Origin of the sequence: Burkholderia sp. SRS-25 (assembly GCF_004343765.1) — a bacterium.
Taxonomy (GTDB): domain Bacteria; phylum Pseudomonadota; class Gammaproteobacteria; order Burkholderiales; family Burkholderiaceae; genus Burkholderia; species Burkholderia contaminans.
Window position 1 is genome coordinate 26,807 of the sequence record NZ_PTXM01000014.1, and the last position, 19,844, is coordinate 46,650.

22 protein-coding genes and 1 pseudogene are annotated in these 19,844 nt (G+C 66.2%); 14 read left to right on the forward strand and 9 right to left on the reverse strand.

All coding sequences use genetic code 11. The annotated features are described in order from the left end of the window. The first annotated feature begins 437 nt into the window (after window positions 1–437). The 5 genes from C5O79_RS19520 to C5O79_RS19540 all read left to right on the forward strand — a co-directional run bounded on the left by C5O79_RS19520 (window position 438) and on the right by C5O79_RS19540 (window position 4,394). Window positions 438–1,238: a transporter substrate-binding domain-containing protein gene (locus C5O79_RS19520; RefSeq protein ID WP_122476401.1), complete on the forward strand. Its 801-nt coding sequence runs from the start codon at window positions 438–440 to the stop codon at window positions 1,236–1,238. A 76-nt stretch (window positions 1,239–1,314) separates the two neighbouring features. Then, complete coding sequence (locus C5O79_RS19525) at window positions 1,315–1,974, forward strand: amino acid ABC transporter permease (RefSeq protein WP_122476403.1); 660 nt, start codon at window positions 1,315–1,317, stop codon at window positions 1,972–1,974. A 41-nt stretch (window positions 1,975–2,015) separates the two neighbouring features. Next, entirely contained in the window at window positions 2,016–2,741 is a 726-nt protein-coding gene (locus tag C5O79_RS19530) for an amino acid ABC transporter ATP-binding protein (RefSeq protein ID WP_122477484.1), read from the forward strand. Between the two features lie 50 nt (window positions 2,742–2,791). Further along, window positions 2,792–3,973 carry a cystathionine beta-lyase gene (metC, locus tag C5O79_RS19535; RefSeq protein WP_122476406.1) on the forward strand — a complete coding sequence of 394 codons (1,182 nt, stop codon included), beginning with the start codon at window positions 2,792–2,794 and terminating at the stop codon, window positions 3,971–3,973. A 76-nt stretch (window positions 3,974–4,049) separates the two neighbouring features. After that, window positions 4,050–4,394: a DUF3088 domain-containing protein gene (locus C5O79_RS19540; protein WP_122476409.1), complete on the forward strand. Its 345-nt coding sequence runs from the start codon at window positions 4,050–4,052 to the stop codon at window positions 4,392–4,394. An 86-nt stretch (window positions 4,395–4,480) separates the two neighbouring features. On the opposite strand, the gene C5O79_RS19545 is transcribed toward C5O79_RS19540, so the two are convergent. Next, entirely contained in the window at window positions 4,481–5,182 is a 702-nt protein-coding gene (locus C5O79_RS19545) for a YafY family protein (RefSeq protein WP_122476411.1), read from the reverse strand. Between the two features lie 77 nt (window positions 5,183–5,259). On the opposite strand from C5O79_RS19545, the gene C5O79_RS19550 reads away from it, so the two are divergent. Then, window positions 5,260–5,628: a VOC family protein gene (locus C5O79_RS19550; protein ID WP_122476413.1), complete on the forward strand. Its 369-nt coding sequence runs from the start codon at window positions 5,260–5,262 to the stop codon at window positions 5,626–5,628. 58 nt (window positions 5,629–5,686) lie between these two features. Here C5O79_RS19550 and C5O79_RS19555 read toward each other — a convergent pair whose 3' ends face one another. After that, a complete protein-coding gene (locus C5O79_RS19555) occupies window positions 5,687–6,574 on the reverse strand; it encodes a DMT family transporter (RefSeq protein ID WP_047849637.1) in 888 nt (295 codons plus the stop codon). 126 nt (window positions 6,575–6,700) lie between these two features. Here C5O79_RS19555 and C5O79_RS19560 point away from each other — a divergent pair, with 126 nt between their 5' ends. Then, window positions 6,701–8,158, forward strand: coding sequence for a PLP-dependent aminotransferase family protein (locus C5O79_RS19560; protein WP_122476415.1), 1,458 nt, complete (start codon window positions 6,701–6,703; stop codon window positions 8,156–8,158). A 13-nt stretch (window positions 8,159–8,171) separates the two neighbouring features. Here the strand turns inward: C5O79_RS19560 and C5O79_RS19565 are convergent, their stop codons facing one another. Then, the gene (locus C5O79_RS19565; protein WP_071333576.1) at window positions 8,172–9,080 is read right to left on the reverse strand and encodes a LysR family transcriptional regulator; all 909 of its coding nucleotides are present in this window, start codon (window positions 9,078–9,080) and stop codon (window positions 8,172–8,174) included. A 154-nt stretch (window positions 9,081–9,234) separates the two neighbouring features. Between C5O79_RS19565 and C5O79_RS19570 the strand changes: the two genes are divergently transcribed. The 4 genes and pseudogenes from C5O79_RS19570 (at window position 9,235) to C5O79_RS19585 (ending at window position 11,928) form a co-directional block, all read left to right on the forward strand. After that, window positions 9,235–10,101 carry an NmrA family NAD(P)-binding protein gene (locus C5O79_RS19570; RefSeq protein ID WP_122476418.1) on the forward strand — a complete coding sequence of 289 codons (867 nt, stop codon included), beginning with the start codon at window positions 9,235–9,237 and terminating at the stop codon, window positions 10,099–10,101. Window positions 10,102–10,139: 38 nt separating this feature from the next. After that, window positions 10,140–10,517 (forward strand): annotated as a pseudogene (locus C5O79_RS19575) (aminotransferase class I/II-fold pyridoxal phosphate-dependent enzyme); the annotation flags it as partial. Window positions 10,518–10,750: 233 nt separating this feature from the next. Continuing rightward, window positions 10,751–11,455: a M35 family metallo-endopeptidase gene (locus tag C5O79_RS19580; RefSeq protein ID WP_046548349.1), complete on the forward strand. Its 705-nt coding sequence runs from the start codon at window positions 10,751–10,753 to the stop codon at window positions 11,453–11,455. Then, the gene (locus tag C5O79_RS19585) at window positions 11,452–11,928 is read left to right on the forward strand and encodes a hypothetical protein (RefSeq protein ID WP_046548350.1); all 477 of its coding nucleotides are present in this window, start codon (window positions 11,452–11,454) and stop codon (window positions 11,926–11,928) included. The genes C5O79_RS19580 and C5O79_RS19585 overlap by 4 nt, the downstream gene beginning before the upstream one ends. An 84-nt stretch (window positions 11,929–12,012) precedes the next feature. On the opposite strand, the gene C5O79_RS19590 is transcribed toward C5O79_RS19585, so the two are convergent. Continuing rightward, complete coding sequence (locus C5O79_RS19590; protein WP_122476424.1) at window positions 12,013–13,446, reverse strand: nicotinate phosphoribosyltransferase; 1,434 nt, start codon at window positions 13,444–13,446, stop codon at window positions 12,013–12,015. Window positions 13,447–13,519: 73 nt separating this feature from the next. Further along, on the reverse strand, window positions 13,520–14,560 hold the full coding sequence (locus tag C5O79_RS19595) for a bifunctional nicotinamide-nucleotide adenylyltransferase/Nudix hydroxylase (protein WP_122476426.1): 1,041 nt from the start codon (window positions 14,558–14,560) through the stop codon (window positions 13,520–13,522). 191 nt (window positions 14,561–14,751) lie between these two features. Between C5O79_RS19595 and C5O79_RS19600 the strand changes: the two genes are divergently transcribed. The 3 genes from C5O79_RS19600 to C5O79_RS19610 all read left to right on the forward strand — a co-directional run bounded on the left by C5O79_RS19600 (window position 14,752) and on the right by C5O79_RS19610 (window position 17,214). Continuing rightward, window positions 14,752–15,204, forward strand: a complete 453-nt coding sequence (locus C5O79_RS19600; protein ID WP_122477487.1) for an SRPBCC family protein — start codon at window positions 14,752–14,754, stop codon at window positions 15,202–15,204. Window positions 15,205–15,418: 214 nt separating this feature from the next. Continuing rightward, a complete protein-coding gene (locus C5O79_RS19605; protein ID WP_122476429.1) occupies window positions 15,419–16,306 on the forward strand; it encodes a DUF4261 domain-containing protein in 888 nt (295 codons plus the stop codon). Window positions 16,307–16,425: 119 nt separating this feature from the next. Continuing rightward, on the forward strand, window positions 16,426–17,214 hold the full coding sequence (locus C5O79_RS19610) for a lysozyme inhibitor LprI family protein (protein WP_052759329.1): 789 nt from the start codon (window positions 16,426–16,428) through the stop codon (window positions 17,212–17,214). A 167-nt stretch (window positions 17,215–17,381) separates the two neighbouring features. On the opposite strand, the gene C5O79_RS19615 is transcribed toward C5O79_RS19610, so the two are convergent. The 4 genes from C5O79_RS19615 to C5O79_RS19625 are packed head-to-tail and all read right to left on the reverse strand — an operon-like array spanning window position 17,382 to window position 19,838. Beyond that, the gene (locus C5O79_RS19615) at window positions 17,382–17,768 is read right to left on the reverse strand and encodes a hypothetical protein (RefSeq protein ID WP_122476432.1); all 387 of its coding nucleotides are present in this window, start codon (window positions 17,766–17,768) and stop codon (window positions 17,382–17,384) included. A 26-nt stretch (window positions 17,769–17,794) separates the two neighbouring features. Continuing rightward, window positions 17,795–18,178, reverse strand: a complete 384-nt coding sequence (gene speD / locus C5O79_RS19620) for an adenosylmethionine decarboxylase (protein WP_046548355.1) — start codon at window positions 18,176–18,178, stop codon at window positions 17,795–17,797. After that, window positions 18,175–18,324: a hypothetical protein gene (locus C5O79_RS38155; RefSeq protein WP_155291822.1), complete on the reverse strand. Its 150-nt coding sequence runs from the start codon at window positions 18,322–18,324 to the stop codon at window positions 18,175–18,177. Before C5O79_RS38155 ends, speD begins: the two co-directional genes overlap by 4 nt. Further along, window positions 18,321–19,838, reverse strand: coding sequence for a DUF4178 domain-containing protein (locus tag C5O79_RS19625; RefSeq protein ID WP_122476434.1), 1,518 nt, complete (start codon window positions 19,836–19,838; stop codon window positions 18,321–18,323). Before C5O79_RS19625 ends, C5O79_RS38155 begins: the two co-directional genes overlap by 4 nt. Window positions 19,839–19,844: the final 6 nt, after the last annotated feature.

Genomic DNA, 19,844 nt, shown 5'->3' on the forward strand with positions numbered 1-19,844 from the left:
GATCGCATGCGCCACCTCTCGCGCGCAGAGAAAAACATTCCACGCCGCGTGAAAAGTGCACGCAACTTTGGAAACACATTCCCTTTTGACAAAACTAAGATTGCCCTCAGTCGCACCGCATTCCTGTCGCCGGATACGCATCGACGATGCATCCGGTCCACCACACTCGCAATGCTGCACGGGCAATCATGAATCGCACGCTTGAACGCTTCGCCGCGCACGCCGGCCTTCGCTGCTGCTCACGCGCCTGTGTCATCCATCCGTACGCGCACCCGTCCTTCGTCGCCCACGAACGCATGCCGTAACGCACGGCATCGCGCACGGCGGACAGCCGCGCCCGCCACCTCACGCTTCACCGACTTTCCGCTCACGGCGACGCCGCCTGTCGCCGCGGCGTCGTACACCCTGAATTTTCTAAAACAACCCCGGAGACAACCATGAAGCACTTCATCCCGACGTTCAAGCAAGGCATCGCGGCCGCCCTCCTCTGCATCGCGACCGCGACATCGCACGCCGCTGACCTGCTCGACACCGTCAAGCAGGCCGGTGTGCTGAAGATCGCGCTGGAAGGCACCTACCCGCCGTTCGACTACCGCAATGCCGACGGCCATCTCGAGGGTTTCGACGTCGACGTCGCGAAGGCGGTTGCCGGCCGCCTCGGCGTGAAACCGCAGTTCGTGACGACCGAATGGAGCGGGATTCTTGCCGGTCTGCAGGCCGGCAAGTTCGACGTGATCGTCAACCAGGTCGCGATCACCCCGTCGCGCCAGCAGGCGCTCGACTTCAGCGCGCCGTACGTGTATTCGTCCGCGCAGTTGCTGCAACGGCAAAACGATGCGCGCACATTCAAGTCGCTCGACGAACTGAAGGGCAAGAAGGTCGGCGTGACGATGGGCAGCAACTACGTCGATCTGGTCAAGACCGTGCCCGCGATCGACCTGCAGGTCTACCCCGGTACGCCGGAAAACCTGCGTGACCTCGCGGCCGGCCGGATCGACGCGGCGGTCAACGATCGCCTGATGCTCAGCTACCTGGTCAAGAACTCGCACCTGCCGCTGCGCCCGGGCTCCGTGCTCGCGGGCGGCGAGGACCGGATGGGCATCCCGTTCCGCAAGGGCAATCCGAAATTCGCGAAGGCGATCGACGACGCAGTGACATCGCTGCAGCAGGACGGCACGCTGAAGAAGATCTCGATGCAGTGGTTCGGCGCGGACACGACCAAGCCGGTGACGCAATAACGCAGCCCGCCCCACGCCCGCGCGCACGGAATGCACGAACGCGCGGGGCGTCCGGCACACAATCAGGAGACACGCAATGGAAGCACTCCAACTGGTCGTACATACGCTGCCCGTGATGGTCAAGGGCGCCATGCTCACGCTGAAGTTCGCCGTCGCGTCGATGGCGCTGGGTCTCGTCGTCGGGCTCGTGATCGCGATCATGCGCATCGGCAGCAACCGGCTTGCCGCCAGCCTCGCGCAAGGCTACGTCAGCCTGATGCGCGGCACCCCGCTGCTCGTGCAGATGTTCGTCGTCTACTACGGGCTGCCCGATCTCGGCATCACGCTCGATCCCACGACGGCCGGCATCTTCACGCTGACGCTCAACGCAGGCGCCTACCTGTCCGAGAGCATGCGCGGCGCGATTCTCGGCATCGGCCGCGGGCAATGGGCGGCCGCCCACAGTCTCGGTCTCACGCACATGCAGACGCTGCGCTACATCGTCTGTCCGCAAGCGCTGCGCCTCGCGGTGCCGAGCCTCGGCAACACGCTGATCAGCCTGATCAAGGACACGTCGCTGGTCTCCGTGATCACCGTCACCGAATTGCTGCGCTCGACGCAGGAGGTGATCGCCGCGACGTTCCAGCCGCTGCCGCTCTATCTCGCCGCAGCCGCGATCTACTGGGTCCTCAGCACGCTGCTCACGCGGCTTCAGGGTCGCGTCGAGACGCGCCTCGCGCTGCCGTCCACGCATTGAACGCGACCGACCTTCACATGAACTCCATCGACGGACAGAACATGATTACGCTCGACAACGTATCGAAATGGTATGGCAAGCACCAGGTGCTCTCGGCATGCAGCGCGGCGGTTTCGAAGGGCGAAGTGGTCGTCGTGTGCGGGCCGTCGGGCTCCGGAAAATCGACGCTGATCAAGACGATCAACGGTCTCGAACCGTTCCAGAAAGGCAGCATCACCGTCGACGGCACGCGGCTCGGCGATCCCGCCGCGAAGCTTGCGCAATTGCGCGCCCGAGTCGGCATGGTGTTCCAGCATTTCGAGCTGTTCCCGCACCTGTCGATCACCGACAACCTGACGCTTGCGCAGATCAAGGTACTCGGCCGCCGCAAGGACGAGGCCGTCGAGAACGCCATGAAGCTGCTCGACCGTGTCGGCCTGAAGGCGCACGCGCACAAGTATCCGGGGCAGTTGTCCGGCGGGCAGCAGCAGCGCGTCGCGATTGCGCGCGCCCTGTCGATGAACCCGGTCGCGATGCTGTTCGACGAGCCGACCTCCGCGCTCGACCCCGAGATGATCAACGAGGTGCTCGACGTGATGGTCGAACTCGCGCGCGACGGTATGACGATGGTATGCGTCACGCATGAAATGGGCTTTGCGCGGAAGGTCGCGCATCGCGTGATCTTCATGGACCAGGGCGCGGTGGTCGAGGACGCGGCCAGCGACCGGTTCTTCGCGGCGCCGCGCTCCGACCGCGCGCGCGACTTCCTCGACAAGATCCTGCATTGACCGCGCGACAGTTGCCCCGCTTCGATTGATCGACACCCAAAGGAGACATCTTGAACCACCTGCATTCGCCCGACACCGTTCTCGCCCATGAAGGCCGCTCGCACGGCCAGCCCGGCTCGCCGGTCAACCCGCCGGTCTATCGCCAGTCGACGCTGCTCTTTCACGGCACCGACGCGCTCGACGCCGTACGCGGCACGCCGCTTGCGTACGGGCGCCATGGCAGCCCGACCACGCGCGCGCTCGAGAAAGCGCTCGCGCGGCTCGAAGGCGCGCACACCGCCTTGCTGACACCCAGCGGCCTGAGCGCGATCACGACCGCCCTGCTCGCGGTGCTGAATCCGGGCGACCATCTGCTGATGGCCGACTCGGTGTACGACCCAACCCGGTCGTTTTGCGACGAAACGCTGGCGCGTCTCGGTATCGCGACGACGTACTACGATCCGACGATCGGCCCGGACATCGCGTCGCTGATGCAGCCGAACACGCGCGCGGTATTCGCAGAATCGCCGGGCTCGCTGACCTTCGAAGTGCAGGATATTCCGGCCATCTGCCGCGTCGCGCACCGGCACGGCGCGGTCGTGCTGCTCGACAACACATGGGGCACGCCACTGAATTTCCGCTCGTTTTCGCATGGCGTCGACGTGTCGATTCACGCCGCGACCAAGTACATCGCCGGGCACTCGGACGTACTGATGGGAGCGATTCTGACGACCGAGGCACTCGCGCCGAAGGTCACGCGCTTCTACCGGCAGCTCGGCATGACCGTCAGCGGCGACGACGCGTATCTCGCGCTGCGCGGCCTGCGTACGCTGTCGGTCCGGCTCGAACGGCATCAGCGCAACGCGCAAGTGTTGACCGACTGGCTGTCGCAGCAGCCGGAAGTCGCGCAGATCCTGTATCCGGCGCGCCCCGGCGACGCCGGCCATGCGCTGTGGCAGCGCGATTTCACGGGCGCATGCGGGCTGTTCGGCGTGGTGCTGCATCCGCAGGCCGACGAGGCCGTGCGCGCCCTGCTCGACGGCATGACGTGCTTTGGCATGGGGTACAGCTGGGGCGGCTTCGAAAGCCTGATCATCCCGTCCAATCCGGCTCGTAACCGCACCGCCACCCAATGGGCGGCGTCCGGCCCGCTGCTGCGGATTCATGCGGGGCTCGAGCATCCCGACGACATGACTGCCGACCTCGCCGCCGGCTTCACGAGAATGCGCGCCACCACGCTCTCGGAAGCGTGACGTCCGGCGACGTCCCGCAGGCCACCCCGCATCACGTTTTCTTCGACGTTTTTTCCCCTGTCATAGCGAGACCATCATGAAAGACACACTGTTCATTCTCCGTCCGGGTTTCTTCAAGGACTCCGAAGGTCCTTTCTACTGCGGCGATTCGGTTTCCGTCGAAGGGCTGCTGAGCTTCTATCCGCAGTTGCGCGACGCCGTCGACGTCGAATACATCGACGCACCGCGTCCGCGCCAGCCGATCGTCACGCTGATCGGTGCGGATAACCAGTCGGCACCCGTGCTCGTGCTCGGCGACGGACAGGTGCCGGACGACGACACGCTCGCGATTCGGGAGCACAACGGCAGGCGCTTCATCGATTCGCCTGCCGATATCCGGCGGTACCTGTCCGCGCAATACGGCGTGGCGCACGTCGCCTGAGCACACTGGCGCGTGCGGTCGAGCGGCCGCATGGAACGGGGCGCGCGATGCGCGGCCCTTTCTCCGTCCCGCCGCCGACGTGCGCGCTACTTCACCGTCACGCGCACGTCGGCACCCGCCTCGCGCCACGCCTTCAGCAACGCCGCGCGTCGCCGTGGATAGCGCTCGTCCAGCGGTTCAAGCGCGACGATGCGATCCGTCCGGAAATGCCGGAAATCGTTCCGGTCTTCGCACCACGCCGCCAGGATACGCACGTCATTGAAATAGCCGAGCGCGAACGGCCACACGATCCGTTCGCCGATCGTTTTCCGACCCTCGCCCGCGTAGCGGATCCCGAGCTTGCTTTCGGTACGGATCGCCGCGCGCACGCCCCCCATGTCGACCGTTTCCCGATCCACGATCGTGCGCGGGCCGACGAGCAGCGTCGTGCATTCCATCTCGCGGCGCAGCTCGGCCGGCAGCACGGCTGAAATCTTCGCGAGTGCATCGGAAGCAGCCGCCGTGAGCTGCGCATCCGCAAACTTCCCGACCCAGCGAAAACCGAGCATCAGCGCTTCCAGTTCCATCTGCGAAAACATCAGCGGCGGCAGCATGAACCCCGCACGCAGCACATAGCCGACACCGGGCTCGCCTTCGATGTCCGCGCCCTGTGCCTGCAGCGACGCGATATCGCGATAGACCGTACGGAGGCTGATGCCGAGCTCCCCGGCCAGCACGCGGCCGCTCACCGGGCGGCGGTGACGCCGCAGCACCTGCAGCAGCGAGAGCAATCGTTCGGCACGCGTCATCGTTTCATGCTGCCACTTTCTGGCAGTATCCGTTCATAGAATGACACGCATCTTAATCGAACCCAGGATGGCTCCGCATGACTTCCCCGAATCTCGTTCTTCTGTATGTCGAGGACCCGGCGCGCAGTGCGCAGTTCTACGAGCGCCTGTTCGGGCGCCCGCCCGTCGCCGCATTTCCTACCTATGCGGCATTCACGTTCGACAGCGGCCTGCATCTGGGGCTGTGGTCGACCAGCGCGCGCGACTTCGTGTCGGGCGGCACCGGCCACCGGTCGGAACTGGCATTCATGGTCGACGACGATCGCGAAGTCAGGCGGCTGCATGAAGCGTGGAAGGCGCTCGGCGTGCCGTTCGAGCAGGAGCCGATGACGGCCGTGTTCGGCCTGACGTTCGTCGCGCTCGATCCGGACGGCCACCGCTTGCGCGTGTGCACGCCGGACAATTGAGGGCGCGCAGGCGCGACCTTCGACCGGTCGCGCCCGCGCATCGGTTCAGGCTTGTACGTCAGCCCACGCGCCGCACGGGCGCCATTTTCGAGAAGTATTTCGCGCCGGCCACGCAGCCGACCACGACGACCGTCACCACCACCATCGACGACGGCACTGCCTCGTGCAGGAGCCCGGCCGCCAGCAGCAGGCCGAAGAACGGCTGCAGCAGCTGCAGCTGGCCGACGCCTGCGATCCCGCCGAGCGCGAGCCCGCGATACCAGAACACGAAGCCGATCAGCATGCTGAACAGCGACACGTACGCGAGCCCCCACAGCGCGGCGGAATCGACGCCGTCGAACGATACGGGCCGGGTGAGCCACGCGAGCGGCAGCATCAGTGGCAGCGACAGCACGAGCGCCCACGAGATCACCTGCCACCCACCGAGCTCGCGCGACAGGCGTGCACCCTCCGCGTAACCCAGCCCGCATGCGACGATCGCAGCCAGCATCAGCGCATCGCCCGCTACCGACGCCTGGCCGCCATTGCGCAGCGCAAACGCGGCCACCGCGCCGCTGCCGATGATCGAAAAAATCCAGAACGGCAGCTGCGGCCGTTCGCCGCCGCGCCACACGCCGAACAGCGCGGTCGCGAGCGGCAGCAACCCGACGAACACGATCGCGTGCGCCGATGTCACGTGCTTCAGCGCGAGCGCCGTCAGCAGCGGAAAGCCGATCACGACCCCGAGCGCGACGATGGCCAGCGACACGGCCTCGGCACGCGTCGGCCGCCGCTGCTTCAGCACGACGAGCAGCAGCAGGCCGAGCGCGCCGGCGATCGTCGCGCGCGCAAAGGTGAGGAACAGCGGGTCGAGCCCCTGCACCGCGATACGCGTCGCGGGCAGCGAGCCACTGAAGATGATCACGCCCAGCAGGCCGCTGAGCCATCCGTCGGTCGTCTTTTGCACGGGAAATCCTGAACGGGGAAGGTGGATGACCGATGATCCGCCGCCCGCGAAAAGCGCGTAAGCTACAGCCCAATACAATCCCGACAAACTGTACTGGACAACCGGCCGTACAGTTCGATCTTCACCATGAGCCAGGCCGCCCCGCTTCCCGTTCCGCCCACCCCGTCGCGCACGCGCGTGGAAACCGTGATGGATACGTTGCGCGCACGAATCGCGAGCCGCGCGCTGGTGCCCGGCGCGCGCGTGCCGTCGATCCGGATGATGGCGGACGCGCTCGGCGTGTCGAAATCGACCGTCGTCGATGCGTACGAGCGGCTCGCGAGCGAAGGCGTGCTCGTCGCGCGGCGCGGCTCGGGATTCTACGTGTCGGGGCACGCGCCGCCGCTCGCGCTCGCCGATCTCGGCCCGCAGCTCGATCGCGGGCTCGATCCGCTGTGGCTGTCGCGCCAGTCGCTCGAAGCGGCGCCCAGGTCGGTCAAGCCCGGTTGCGGATGGCTGCCGCCGTCGTGGCTGCCGGACGAGAGCCTGCGCCGCGCACTGCGCGCCGCGTCGCGCGACGAATCCGATGCACTGACCGACTACGCGACACCGCTCGGCCTGCCCGCGATGCGCCAGCAGCTCGCCTGGCGGCTCGCGCAGCACGGCGTTCAGGCCGAACCCACGCAGATCATGCTGACCGACGGCGGCTCGCACGCGCTCGATCTCGTCTGCCGGCTGCTGCTGGAGCCGGGCGACACGGTCGTGCTCGACGATCCGTGCTATTTCAACTTCCAGGCACTGCTGCGCGCGCACCGTGCGCGGATCGTCAGCGTCCCGTACACGCCGACCGGCCCCGATCTCGCGCGCTTCGAGCAGGTGCTCGCCGAGCACCGGCCGCGTCTTTACATCACCAACGCCGCGCTGCACAACCCGACAGGCGCAACGCTCTCGGCACCCATCGCGCACCGGCTGCTGACGCTCGCGGCCGAGCATGGCCTGCTGATCGTCGAGGACGACATCTTCGCGGATTTCGAGAGCACGCCCGCGCCGCGCCTCGCGGCCTTCGACGGGCTGTCGCGGGTCGTGTCGATCGGCAGCTTCTCGAAGACGCTGTCGGCCGCGATCCGCTGCGGTTACGTCGCCGCGCGCCCGGAATGGATCGAGGCGCTCGTCGACCTGAAGCTCGCAACGTCGTTCGGCCATGCGCAGATCGGTGCGAACGTCGTCCACCGGTTGCTCGTCGACGGCACGTACCGGCGCCACGTCGACAGCCTGCGTGCGCGCCTCGCGGACGCGATGGGCGAAACGCTCCGGCGCGTCACGCGCGCCGGGCTCCGGATCTGGACGGAGCCGCGCGGCGGCCTGTTCGTGTGGGCGGAGCTGCCCGACGGGCTCGACGCCGCGCGCGTCGCGCGCCATGCGCTGGATCACGACGTGGTGCTCGCGCCCGGCAACGTGTTCAGCGCGTCGCACAATGCAACGTCGTACCTGCGCTTCAACGTGTCGCGCTGCAAGGGGCCGGCGGTGTTCGATGCGCTGGCGCGGGCGATGGAGGCGGTGCGGGCGGCGGACACGACCGGGCGCATGCTCGCCCGCGAATCGTGACGGCGGGCGCGCGCTAGCTGCCGGGCGCCACGATCTCCGCGACGAAATCGACGAACGCCCGCACCTTCGCGGGCGGCAAGTGGCGCGACGGGTAGTACGCGAACAGCGGGAACGCCTCGCCGCGCCAATCCGCAAGCAGCTCGACGAGCCGCCCCTGTTCGATCAGGCCCGCCACCCCGCTCGCCTTGAAGCGTGCAATGCCGACGCCGGCCAGGCATGCGCCGAGCATCGTGCCGGCGTCGTTGACGAGCAGCCTGCCCGTCGTCTTCACCGGCACGCGCTTGCGGCCGAGCTGATAGACCCATTCGAGCGGCTGGCCGGTCAGCGTGTTGCGCATCTGGATGCACGCATGGCCGACGAGGTCGGCTGGCGCCTCGGGACGCCCGTATCGTTTCACGTACGCGGGTGCGGCGACCGTCACCGCGCGCGTCTCCAGCAGCTTGCGCGCCACCAGCGACGACGACGGCGGTTCGCCGAACCGCACCGCGACGTCGAATCCTTCTGCAACCAGATCGCCGAGTTGCTCGCGCGCCGCCAGTTCAAGCGACAGATCGGGATGGCGCGCCAGGAACGCGGGGAGATGCGGGGCCAGCACCCGCCGGGAAAAATACGCGTCGACATTCACGCGCAGCCTGCCGCGCACCGCCGCGGCCGAACCGGCGGCCAGCGTGACCGCGTCGCCGATGCCGGCGAGCAGCGGGCCGATGTCCTCGTACAGGCGACGCCCCTCGTCCGTCAGCGTGACCGACCGCGTCGTGCGGTCGAGCAGCCGCACACCGACCCGCGCCTCCAGCCGGCCCACGGCCCGGCTGACACCCGACGGCGACAGGCCGAGCGCATCGGCCGCACGCGCGAAGCTGCCGCTTTCGACGATCGCGGCGAGCACGCCCACGTTCGCCAGGATCCGCCCGTCGATGCTCATGATTTCACTCATGACAAAAGATCACCAATCAAATGACATGGATTCGATTCCATCAGGAATCACCGATCCCTATCATGCAACCCGATGCATCGCGACGGCAACCCCGATCGTTCCGGCATCCGTCTTCTCCACTTCTCGATGAGGATTTCGAATCATGTACGCCATTACCGGCATCACCGGACAGGTCGGCGGCACGCTCGCCCGGGCATTGCTCACCGCGGGCCAGCCCGTACGGGCCGTTGCGCGCGACGCCAATCGCGCCGCGCCGTGGGCCGCGCGCGGCTGCGACATCGCACTCGCCGACATGACCGACGCCGCCGCGCTGACAACGGCCTTCTCGAACACGGCCGGCGTATTCGTGCTGCTGCCGCCTTGCTTCGATCCGTCGCCCGGATTCCCTGAAACGCGCGCGGTCATCGACGCCGTCGGCGCGGCGTTGCGCGCCGCTCGGCCGCGCAAGGTCGTTTGCCTGTCGACGATCGGCGCGCAGGCGACGCAGGTGAACCTGTTGACGCAGTTGACGATGATCGAGCAAGCGTTCCGCGACCTGCCGATGCCCGTCGCGTTCCTGCGTCCCGCATGGTTCCTCGAAAACGCCGCATGGGACGTCTCGACCGCGCGCGACGTCGGCGTGATCCGCAGCTTTCTCCAGCCGCTCGACCGGCCGGTACCGATGGTTGCCACCGAAGACGTTGGCCGCACCGCGGCGGCCCTGCTGCAGGATGAATGGTCCGGTGCACGCATCGTCGAACTCGAAGGACCGCGACGCGTCAGCCCGAACGACCTGGCCGCCGCGTTCGCCCGCGTGCTCGGGCGCCCCGTACAAGCCGAGGCCGTCCCCCGCGACACATGGGCCGGCCTGTTCGATGGGCAGCAGATGCGCTACCCCGAACCGCGCATGCGCATGCTCGACGGCTTCAATGAAGGCTGGATCGACTTCGCGTCGGCGCCTGCGGATGTCCTGAAAGGGGACCTCGACGCAGACGCCGTGCTGCGCACGCTCGTCACGCGCGCCGCCTGATTGGCAACGAGGCGGCGGGCAGCTTCGTCGTCCGATACGAACATGGCCTGCTGATCGTCGAGGACGACATCTTCGCGGATTTCGAGAGCACGCCCGCGCCGCGCCTCGCGGCCTTCGACGGGTTGTCGCGGGTCGTGTCGATCGGCAGCTTCTCGAAGACGCTGTCGGCCGCGATCCGCTGCGGCTACGTCGCCGAGCGCCCGGAATGGATCGAGGCGCTCGTCGACCTGAAGCTCGCGACGTCGTTCGGCCATGCGCAGATCGGTGCGAACGTCGTCCACCGGTTGCTCGTCGACGGCACGTACCGGCGCCACGTCGACAGCCTGCGTGCGCGCCTCGCGGACGCGATGGGCGAAACGCTCCGGCGCATCACGCACGCCGGGCTCCGGATCTGGACGGAGCCGCGCGGCGGCGTGCGGATGGACGCGAGCCACCGTATCCATGCTGGAGAATGATGAAACCCGGCAATCGGGCGGACAACCACGGAATGAATCGGCAATCTGCCGTCGTCATCTGCAGCCAAGCAGGCCGACCACCGATAGAGCATGTCATTGGGGTTACCTCGTTTTGCAATTCGTACACGTCCAATAGACGAGCATGCCTCCGTCAGTCGATAGTTTTCCTCCTCTTCCGGATAACTATCGAATCAATGAGCGAAAACTTCGATTCACACGGCACCACGCATCAAGAAGACTGCGACGAATGGATATGCGTCGGAACCACTTATACAAACACAACACCGGGATCCACTCACACCATCGAACTCGACATGGCGCAAATCTGCGAAAACATGTCGAACAAAGCATTCAGGCGCCTGATTGCTCGGCTGCGCGATGCTGCAATTGTCCTGATTCGTGAGCGAATTCATGGTCTCGCCACTTGGGATCAGGAAGAACAGCGCCGCGTCCAGACGTGGTTTGGCCGATCAGATGACATAGTCCGTCGAAGGCTCAACACCGGATTACCCCAACTTCTGCACGTCATGCAGGAGTTGAAACCTGAGAATGTCATCAGGTGGGACGAGCAAACGAAGAGAAACATAACGTGCACAGTGTTTCCCGACAACGGAATCACGGATGCTGCAGTATGCAAACCCGATTCGCACCGGCGGATAATCGCGATCTATCCACACTTCTGCACACTTCCCGATGCTCGGCTTTCTACCAACTGCAAGCTGAAGGTCCTGATTCATGAATGCACACACTATGTCGACACATTCAACTCGGAAGATGAAATCTATGGGTTCGGCACCGGCCTGAAGTACTGGGCTCAAACGCATCCGGATATAGCGATCGACAATGCAGACAGCCTTGCCTGCTACATTTCATTTTTCGACGACAGGATTCTGTGGTGACATTTCTTGCACGTGCGATCAGCATCGCGGTCTGGTCCTGCCTCTCGTTTTCGATTTCATCCACGGCTTGTACCGTTTCCGAAGACATGCTCGACAGCGTCCCGCTCAATTCCGACGCGATCCCTAACGAGGATCGCGTCAAGATTGCAGAGATGGTCATTCGCGCGCGTCAATGGCAGGGCGCGGAGATTCGAGGCATCGTCACTGCCGGCGCTTACATCGGGGAAGTCAATCCACGGGCGCTTGCGCTGCGACGAGCGGCGAACCTGAAGGAATACCTGATACAACTCGGCGTCAAGCGCGAGAACATCTGGTCGGATACCCACATCATCTCGAAACCGTATCCGAAAGACAGCGCCGGCTATGAGGGGTATCTTCAGATCGGACTGACACTGGTGCCGCTTTGCAACGATGGATGTCGGCACCTATGCAGCGACCCGCGCATCACGCCGACATCCAGGGCACTTCACTGAGGTGGCACGCAGTGAAACGACATCGCGATCACGTCGTATCGGCAATGAAGTGACCCGAGCCACTTGCGCCGTCCCCCGCCCGCCTCACACCTCCCCCGCATGCGCCCTCGCCCGCACTTGCGCAAACGACGTATCGACGAGCAGGCGCCCCGTATCGAACACCGTTTCCAGCGCGTCCTCCCACTCGCCTTCCAGCATCCGGTCGTCCCACGCGGCGGGCAGCGTCGTCGTCCGATACTCACCGGTGCGGAAATGGCGCAGCAACGTGAGCCGCCCCTTCTTCGAGCGCTTGCCCTGATCGGTGACCGGATCCTTGCAGACGTCGTGCCACACGCCGCCACGCCGGATCGCCGAGCACTTCATCGCGAAACGCTGCGTATCGCGGTTCACCTGCTGCAGCAGCCCGCCGCCCATGCCGAACACGACGTTGCCAGCCGCATAGCCTGCGTCGTCGAGCGCGGACAGAATCGCTTCGATCGACAGTTCGTCGACACCGTCGCCCTGGATCACGCGCACGCGATTCAGCACACGCCGCCCCTTGCCGTTCACGGTCGAGCCGAACGATGCGTCGAGCGCGCGCACGGTCTGCAGCACGATCGCCACCGGGTGGCCCGAATCGGGCCGCACGACCAGGGTCGCGCCCGAATCGAGCACGGCCTGCCGAAGCTCGCCGCCCCACAGATCGAGCGCCGCGAACAGATCGTAGGAGTCCGACACGACCGACACGATCGCGCCGGGCAGGCCGAAGCGGCGAATCATGTTCCGGTACGCATCGGCTTCGTGTTCGCGGCCCCACGATGTAATCGTGCTGTGCTCGGCAGCCGGCACCGAGTACGCGGCCATCGGCTCCCGGTAGAAACGGTTCGCGGCCAGCACGCCGAGCACCGTATCCGAACCCATGAAGTTCACGAGATGCGCGGCACCGCCGATCGCGGCCGACTCCGCGCTCGATACACCGCGCGCGCCGAAGTCGTGCAGCTTGAACGGCAGTTGCGCGAGATCGTCGTCGGTCTTTTCGAGGAAGCGGCGGATCGTCTGCCTCAGGTGCCAGCTGCGCGTCGCGACCGTCACCGGATACCACACGCGCAGCAGCATCGTCTCGAGATACGACGCGAGCCAGAACACCTGCGGGTCGTCGCATTCGACCGTCATCAGCACGTTGTGCACCGGCACGACCGAGCCCTCGGGCACCGCGCGGATCTTCACCGGCAGGTAGCCGTCGTAGCGTTCGACGATATAGCGCCACCCTGCTTCGTTGAACGGCTCGCCGTGCACCGTGAAGAAATCGCGCGCTTCGTCGATCATCGCGTGCGTGATCGGCTTGCACAGATATTCCTTCAGCAGCATCTGCAGGCCGAAGAACACCGTGCGGTCATAGCGGCCGCCGCGCGATTCGACGTACGAGAACATCGCCGACGCGTCGGGCGGATATTGCAGGAAGTGGGAAGCCTTGTACGAATCCGTGTTGAGGATCGGATTGGCGAGAACCGCGGCAAAGCCGCCGAGATCGTTTTGCATGGCTAGAGCTCCTCTAGGCCGTTGAAGTGCCGCCGCGTCTGTCGCGGCGGACGGAATGCGGGGAATCAGCGGATCACAGCTTCCCCAGGAAGTGATACGCGATGTCGAAGTGATCCTCGAACATCACGCTGCGCATCTGCGCGAATTCGTTGAGCGGCACCCAGCGCGCCTTGTCGGCATCGTCGCTGCCCTTCACGCGCGGCAGCTCGCCGGTCGGGAAGTTGAACAGGCACGCATGCGTGATCGTGCGGCCGCGCAGCGAACGCGTCGGGTGATCGAACACCTGGCTATCCTTGATCGAGCCGCGCAGCACGGGCTCCGGCAGCTTCAGGCCGGTTTCTTCGCGCAGCTCGCGAATACAGGCCGCATCGAGCCGCTCGTCCTGGTTCACGAACCCGCCGGGCAGCGCCCACAGGCCGCGGCCCGGCTCGCTGCGGCGGCGCACGAGCAGGATATGGCCCGAGTGCACGACCACCGCGTCGACCGTCACGAACGTGACCGGATACGGCGCCGCCGCCCATGCCTTGCGATACCCGGCGATGAATTCGGCTTCCGACTTCAGTTGCGCGAATTCCGGCTGCGTGCGGAAACGCTCGAGCCAGCCGAACACGGGTTCCGGCACGGCCCACTGCACGAAGCTGTTGGTGCGTTCGGCGAAATACTGGTCCCGGATCTCGGTGGCGGAAATGTCTTCCGTCGCGTCGACGTCGACGAGCTCCCATTGCGGGAACATCCGCAGGTAATACGAAGTTGCGTCCTTCTCGTGGCCGATCAGCCCGACCTTGCGCTGCGCGATGTCGCCGAGCGCGGACGCGACGGCGTCCTGCACCCAGCGCACCCAGTCGCCGTCGTTGTAGGTCGAATCCTGCAACGGCGCGACGGTGACGCGGTCGCGCTCGGACGCGTCGAGCAGCGAAGCCAGCATCTGGCGGCGCTCGTCGAACGAGAACGGATCCTTGATGGTGCGGGGCTTGTCGGTCGATCCGATCAGCACGCACACGCGCTCGGCCCGGCTCAGTGCCGACTTCAGCACGTTCAGGTGACCACGATGCGGAGGCTGGAAACGACCAATGAAAACGAGCGCGTCGAAGCGCCGGTTCTGTTGCGTACTCATGAGGCTCCCTCAAGAGATTGAAACGCTTCGGGTCTTTCCCGAAGGATTGAAACGAATCCTAGGGGAAATCCCGAGGTGCGTCAATCGGCCTTGTTCGAGCACACGCTCGACTTGACGAAGTCTGACGAAACGCGCGTTATTGGCGGGTTACACTCGATTCCATCCCAATCCGCGCCATGGCGCCCGCCATCATGAGGATCTCAGTCAGCCGCACCGTCGGCGTCGATCGCAGACGCCTCTTCACGTGGTCGCAGGATTACGCGCGGCGGCTCGTGTGGGACAGCTTCCTCACCGACGCCTATCTGCTCGACGGCATGACGGCCGACGTCGGCGTCGACGCGTTCTGCCGCAGCCAGTCGGGCGCGACGATGGTGTCGCGCTACATCTCGTACCGTCCGCCGCAGGTTGCCGCCGTCGAAATGGTCGACGGGCCGAAAGTGCTCGAACGCTTCAGCGGCAGCTGGAACTTCACCGAGCACACGCCCGGCACGACCGAAGTGAAATTCACGTACCACTTCCGCGCCCAGCCGGCCTGGCTGCGCTGGCTGCTCGAACCGCTGATCGGCGCGTTCTACCTCGCGCAGACGCGCCGGCGTCTCGATTCGTTCAAGCGCTGGGCCGAAGCCGAAGCGCTGCCGCACTGACAGGCGACGCGGGCCGCACGGCCCGGCTCGTCTGCGTCACCGCCTCCCGAATGCGTCCGAACGCGCCATCGCCGCGCCGTCCCGGCATGCACCGCGCATTTGCCAGATTCGCCGAACCCGGGGAAACTACGGGCGGCCGTCACCCTGACGGCGCGCCCCGACCGAGAGAACGGGGCCCTCCTCCCTGAACCGGCTTCGACACGAACATAATCCGATGAGCCTGATATCCCGATTCTTTGGCCGCAAGGAAGAACCCGAAAACCCGGTCGCGCTGGTCGCGGCGCCCGACGTCGAGAATCCGCTGAGCGTGACGGTCGTCTTCGACGGCCCGCTGCAGGTCGATATCGCCGCGCTGACGGCCGCGCTGCGCGCGTACCACCCGAGCATGAAGCAGGCGCGCGTCGAAACCGAGCCGACGCTCGAGCAGGTATTCGGGCTCGCCGGCTGGGGCAACCACGTCGTCCGGCTCGTCGGCTTCGACGCGCCCTATCCGTCCGAAGCCCTGGAAGCGTGTGTCGCGCCGGCCCACTACGGGCAGGACCTGAAGCAACAGGTGCGTGCGAGCCGCAGCCACGTGATCCTCTACTACGCCGGGCACGAAGCGAATCCGCTCGACCAGTACGTCGCGCTGGCGGCCGTCGCCGGCGCGCTGGCCGAACAGAACGGCCTTGCGGTGCTGAACGAGCACGCGCACACGTCGCTGCCGGCCGGCGTCTTCAATGCGAAGGAACTCGGCGAGGAAAGCCTCGAAGTGCTGCGTGACATCCCGTTGAACCTGTTCTTCTGCGGCTTCGTGAAATACGAAGTCGAAGACGTCGAAGGCGTGTGGATGCGCACCTATGGCGCCGACGTGTTCGGCCTGCCCGATTTCGCCGCGCTCGCGGAAGGCCATCACGAAGGCGAACGCTATTCGGGCATCTTCAACAACGTGATGCATTACCTGCTGGAAAGCGGCGCGCGCATGCATGCGGGCGAAACGATGCAGATCGGCGCGGAAACGTTCATGAAGCTGCGTGAACCGCTCGAGCACGAGTATTACCTGCAAGGGCCCGCGCAGGTGCTAGTGGCCGAGCTGATCTCGGCGGATCAGATCAATCGCTGATCTCGCCTCGCCGCATCTTTGCACGGCGCACGGGTTCAAGGCTTCGTGAACCGCGTGCGCCACTGCGTCACATGACGGCGGCGTGACAGCCGCCGCTCGAACCCGATGAGGAGCGCTCCGTGTTCGGTATTCGCCTGGGTCTCACGCTGGCCGCCATCGGCCTCTCGTTGTCGGCGCACGCCGACAGCATCGACTGCTCGCGCGCGAAGGCGCGCACCGATCGCCTGATCTGCAGCGACAAGACGCTCGTGTCGGCCGACAGCGCATTGGCAAGCGCCTACGACGGCGCGATCGACGTTGCAGCCGACCAGCAGGCCGTCGTCCGATCGCAACGCGCATGGCTCGCGCAACGCGATGCGTGCGCCGATGCGGCCTGCATCGCCAACGCTTATCGCGACCGTACGGCAGCGCTGAAGCAGGTGAAGCACGCCGGCTGGAAAACCTATCGCGATCCGGCGCTGGGCATCTCGTTCGAGTACCTCGGGAACCGCCAGATCAAGAAGCCGTGCCCTGAAATCGGCGGCGACCGCTGTGTCGCGGTCGTCGGCCGCAACATGACGAACAGCAGCTACTTCATCGCGTTCGAGATCGTCGATGGCGCGCTCGAACCCGTTGCGGAAAAGGAAGCCGGATTCGAGCGGCAGGACGACGGCAAATGGATGTCGACGTACGGCCGCGGCACGCCGCAAGAGGTCGAACGCTTCTCCGGCGCCGGCTGGCGCGGCATGCGCGCAACGATCACGTGCGGCATCAGCGATCCGGAAACCGGCTTCCACGCGGCCGGCGGCGAATGCTACTGGGCCGTGCTGAGCAACGGCAAGCGCGCGGCCGTCGCGAATACGCAGGGTATCGTCGGCACCGACGACGCGACATTGCGCAGCGTGTCGACGTTCCGGTTCGAGCGTTAGCGGGAACGTCGTGACGCGCGATCGCCCGGGCATGAATCGGCGTGCGATGCGTGATCGCAACGAAGCCTCGGCAGCCTGTCGCCAACATCCGCACGGGTAAAAGCGCACTGCCTGACCCGATCCGCAACGGTCGCTCCATCAACCGCGCCGTTCGAGCCGCATCCGCGCTAACGTGCGCCGCCCCCGCGCAACGGGAACGTTTCCGCCCCCGTATCGCGGCGCAACGTGACCTCCGTGCCGGTCAGCCATCCTGACGATTGAAGGATCGGGCGCGCGATCGCGTACAAGCGGTCGGCGCTCGCACCATGGAAGTACAGGTAACCGTCGTTGCCGTCGCGATGCAGTTCGGTCTCGCCCAGCTCGCCGGCGCCTGCCTGCTTCACCGCCCGATCCAGCCGTTGCTCCAGCGCGTGAAGGCGCGCCTTGTCCTTCTCGTAGTAATCGAAGTGAACCATCACGACCGGCCCAGGCGGCTTCGGCGGCACATCGGCGGCAGCGTTGGCGGCGAGCAGCACCCAGCCGAGCCACGCAGCGAATCGGTTTCGGTTACGCATATCGATAAAGGAAGTGAATCGCCCGCTCACGTCGGCGCGCCGCCGCGCGCAACCTGCTGCCGGACTTGCGCCTGCGTGCCGAGCGCCGCGGCGATCGCATCGACCGCGTCGGCCGCACGCGCCGCGCCGCACATGAACGCGTCGACGGCCGCGAAGCGATGCTCGGGCCACGTGTGGATCGTGATGTGCGATTCGGCGAGCAGCACGACGCCCGTCACGCCATGCTCACCGCCGAAATGATGGAAATGCGCGCCGATCACGCGTGCGCCCGCCTGCTGCGCTGCTTCGGTGAGGATCGACTCGAGCCGAGCGGCGTCGCGCAGCAGCACCGCGTCGATGCCGGCCAGGTCGGCCAGCACGTGCGAGCCGAACGTCGCGCGCGGTGGCGCGATCCCGTCGCGTGCGGTCATTTGTGCGACCCGTACGACGAGTAGCCGCTGCGGGCCGACGAACTGCCCCAGCCGCTGCCGCCCGACCCGCTGCCGCCGATCGATGCGCAGCTGAACAGCGTGACGACGATCAGGCCGTAGATGCCGTAGAGGATGTACCGGATCACGCGTTGCCCCCGTCCGACGCGAAGCTCTTCCACAGCCACTCAGGCAGCCACAGCACCAGCAGGCCGATCAGCACGTAGACGGAGCGGCCGCTGAACGAGAACAGCGAGCCCATGTTCAGGATGACGAGCAACGCGCTGAACACGAGCGGCAGCGGCGCGAAACTGTGCGGGCCCTTCCGGCCGAACAGGCCCGTCGACGCGGTTGCGCCCGTTGCCGCCGCAGCTGCGGCGGTCGCGAGCGCCGGCGTGCCGAAGCGTTCGGCGAGCGTGCTGCCCGACAGCGGCCGCGCACGCGACCAGACGATCTCCGCGTCGCTGCGCTCGCGCGTCAGCTTGTCCTTCTGCCAGCCGTAGTCGATGATCGACGTGCGATCGCCGACCTGCACGCGCCAGTTGAACGCACCGACCACGTAGACGACCTCCGAGTCGTATTCCTCGCGCAGGCGGTAGGTCTTGTCGCCGTCGGTCACGTCGGCATCGCCGCCGATCGTCGGCCATTGGTCGAGCACCTGCACGCGCTCCCAGCGCCCTTCGCTGTGCACGAGCCACAGGAACCCGCGCTTCGGGTTCAGCAGCAGGTATTCGTCCCACGTCTCTTCGTCGCCCGGCACGCGGCAACGCATCATCCCGATCACCGTGTACTTCACGCCGTCGAACGTGCCGATCGCGCCGAGCTCCAGCGCCCCCTTCACCGCTTCGAGCTTGCGCTGCGCCGCGAACACGGTCTGCTGCTCGGCCGTGCACTGCACGCCCGCATGACAACTGCCGCACACCACGTAGTCGGCGACGTTCGGCGCATACGACAGCGGCGCGCCGCAGCTCGGGCACGCGAACGGCACCATCTCCGCACCGCGCTTCTCGCGCGTGTCGTGGTCGGTATCGCGCAACCCGGTGAATGCGAGCGCATCGAATTCGAGCGCTTCGCCCGTATAGACGGCCGGGCTCCCGCCGTTCGAATCGGCGTCGGAATAGTCGTAGGTCGCGAATGCGTTGCCGGTGCGCAGGTCGACGACGCGCGCCTCCCAGCCGGCATCGACGCGGAACGGCAACTCGCCGTCGCCGCCCGTGCAGCGCGCGGTGCGCACGTCCGACACGAGAAACGCGCGACCGCCATGGTCGATCCGCATGCCCGGTTCCAGCGTGCCGAACGCAGGCCACGCGCCGCCGGACGCATCGTCGGGCTCGCGCACCGTGATCGCATACTGGCCCGACGCATCCGACAGCCAGCCGAACGTGCCGTCGTCGAACACGACGTACCACTCGCTCCACGCGCCGGCGTCGTAGGTCATCTGGATGCGCCCGAGCACCGTGAACGCACGCTTGCCGTAGCGACCGGCCGTGCCGATCTGGATCGGCGATGCATCGTCGAGCACCGTGGCCAGTTCGCCGATGCGTTCGACGTCGGTGCCGCGCTTGAGCAGCGTGCTGCGACAGAACGCGCAGACGGCCATCACCGCCGCCGCCGAGCGAAACTCGACCGGCGCGCCGCACTGGGGGCACGAGGTACTGAACATGCGCGA

Bases quoted from the DNA above. Each gene is read 5' to 3' on its own strand.
- C5O79_RS19560 (WP_122476415.1), top strand. From the start codon at position 6,701: ATGAGCCAGGCCGCCCCGCTTCCCGTTCCGCCCACCCCGTCGCGCACG.
- C5O79_RS19605 (WP_122476429.1), top strand. From the start codon at position 15,419: ATGAGCCTGATATCCCGATTCTTTGGCCGCAAGGAAGAACCCGAAAAC.
- C5O79_RS19550 (WP_122476413.1), top strand. From the start codon at position 5,260: ATGACTTCCCCGAATCTCGTTCTTCTGTATGTCGAGGACCCGGCGCGC.
- C5O79_RS19540 (WP_122476409.1), top strand. From the start codon at position 4,050: ATGAAAGACACACTGTTCATTCTCCGTCCGGGTTTCTTCAAGGACTCC.
- C5O79_RS19600 (WP_122477487.1), top strand. From the start codon at position 14,752: ATGAGGATCTCAGTCAGCCGCACCGTCGGCGTCGATCGCAGACGCCTC.
- C5O79_RS19590 (WP_122476424.1), bottom strand. From the start codon at position 13,446: ATGCAAAACGATCTCGGCGGCTTTGCCGCGGTTCTCGCCAATCCGATC.
- C5O79_RS19580 (WP_046548349.1), top strand. From the start codon at position 10,751: ATGAGCGAAAACTTCGATTCACACGGCACCACGCATCAAGAAGACTGC.
- C5O79_RS19520 (WP_122476401.1), top strand. From the start codon at position 438: ATGAAGCACTTCATCCCGACGTTCAAGCAAGGCATCGCGGCCGCCCTC.
- C5O79_RS19595 (WP_122476426.1), bottom strand. From the start codon at position 14,560: ATGAGTACGCAACAGAACCGGCGCTTCGACGCGCTCGTTTTCATTGGT.
- C5O79_RS19545 (WP_122476411.1), bottom strand. From the start codon at position 5,182: ATGACGCGTGCCGAACGATTGCTCTCGCTGCTGCAGGTGCTGCGGCGT.
- C5O79_RS19615 (WP_122476432.1), bottom strand. From the start codon at position 17,768: ATGCGTAACCGAAACCGATTCGCTGCGTGGCTCGGCTGGGTGCTGCTC.
- C5O79_RS19625 (WP_122476434.1), bottom strand. From the start codon at position 19,838: ATGTTCAGTACCTCGTGCCCCCAGTGCGGCGCGCCGGTCGAGTTTCGC.
- C5O79_RS19530 (WP_122477484.1), top strand. From the start codon at position 2,016: ATGATTACGCTCGACAACGTATCGAAATGGTATGGCAAGCACCAGGTG.
- C5O79_RS19565 (WP_071333576.1), bottom strand. From the start codon at position 9,080: ATGAGCATCGACGGGCGGATCCTGGCGAACGTGGGCGTGCTCGCCGCG.
- C5O79_RS19525 (WP_122476403.1), top strand. From the start codon at position 1,315: ATGGAAGCACTCCAACTGGTCGTACATACGCTGCCCGTGATGGTCAAG.
- speD (WP_046548355.1), bottom strand. From the start codon at position 18,178: ATGACCGCACGCGACGGGATCGCGCCACCGCGCGCGACGTTCGGCTCG.
- C5O79_RS19570 (WP_122476418.1), top strand. From the start codon at position 9,235: ATGTACGCCATTACCGGCATCACCGGACAGGTCGGCGGCACGCTCGCC.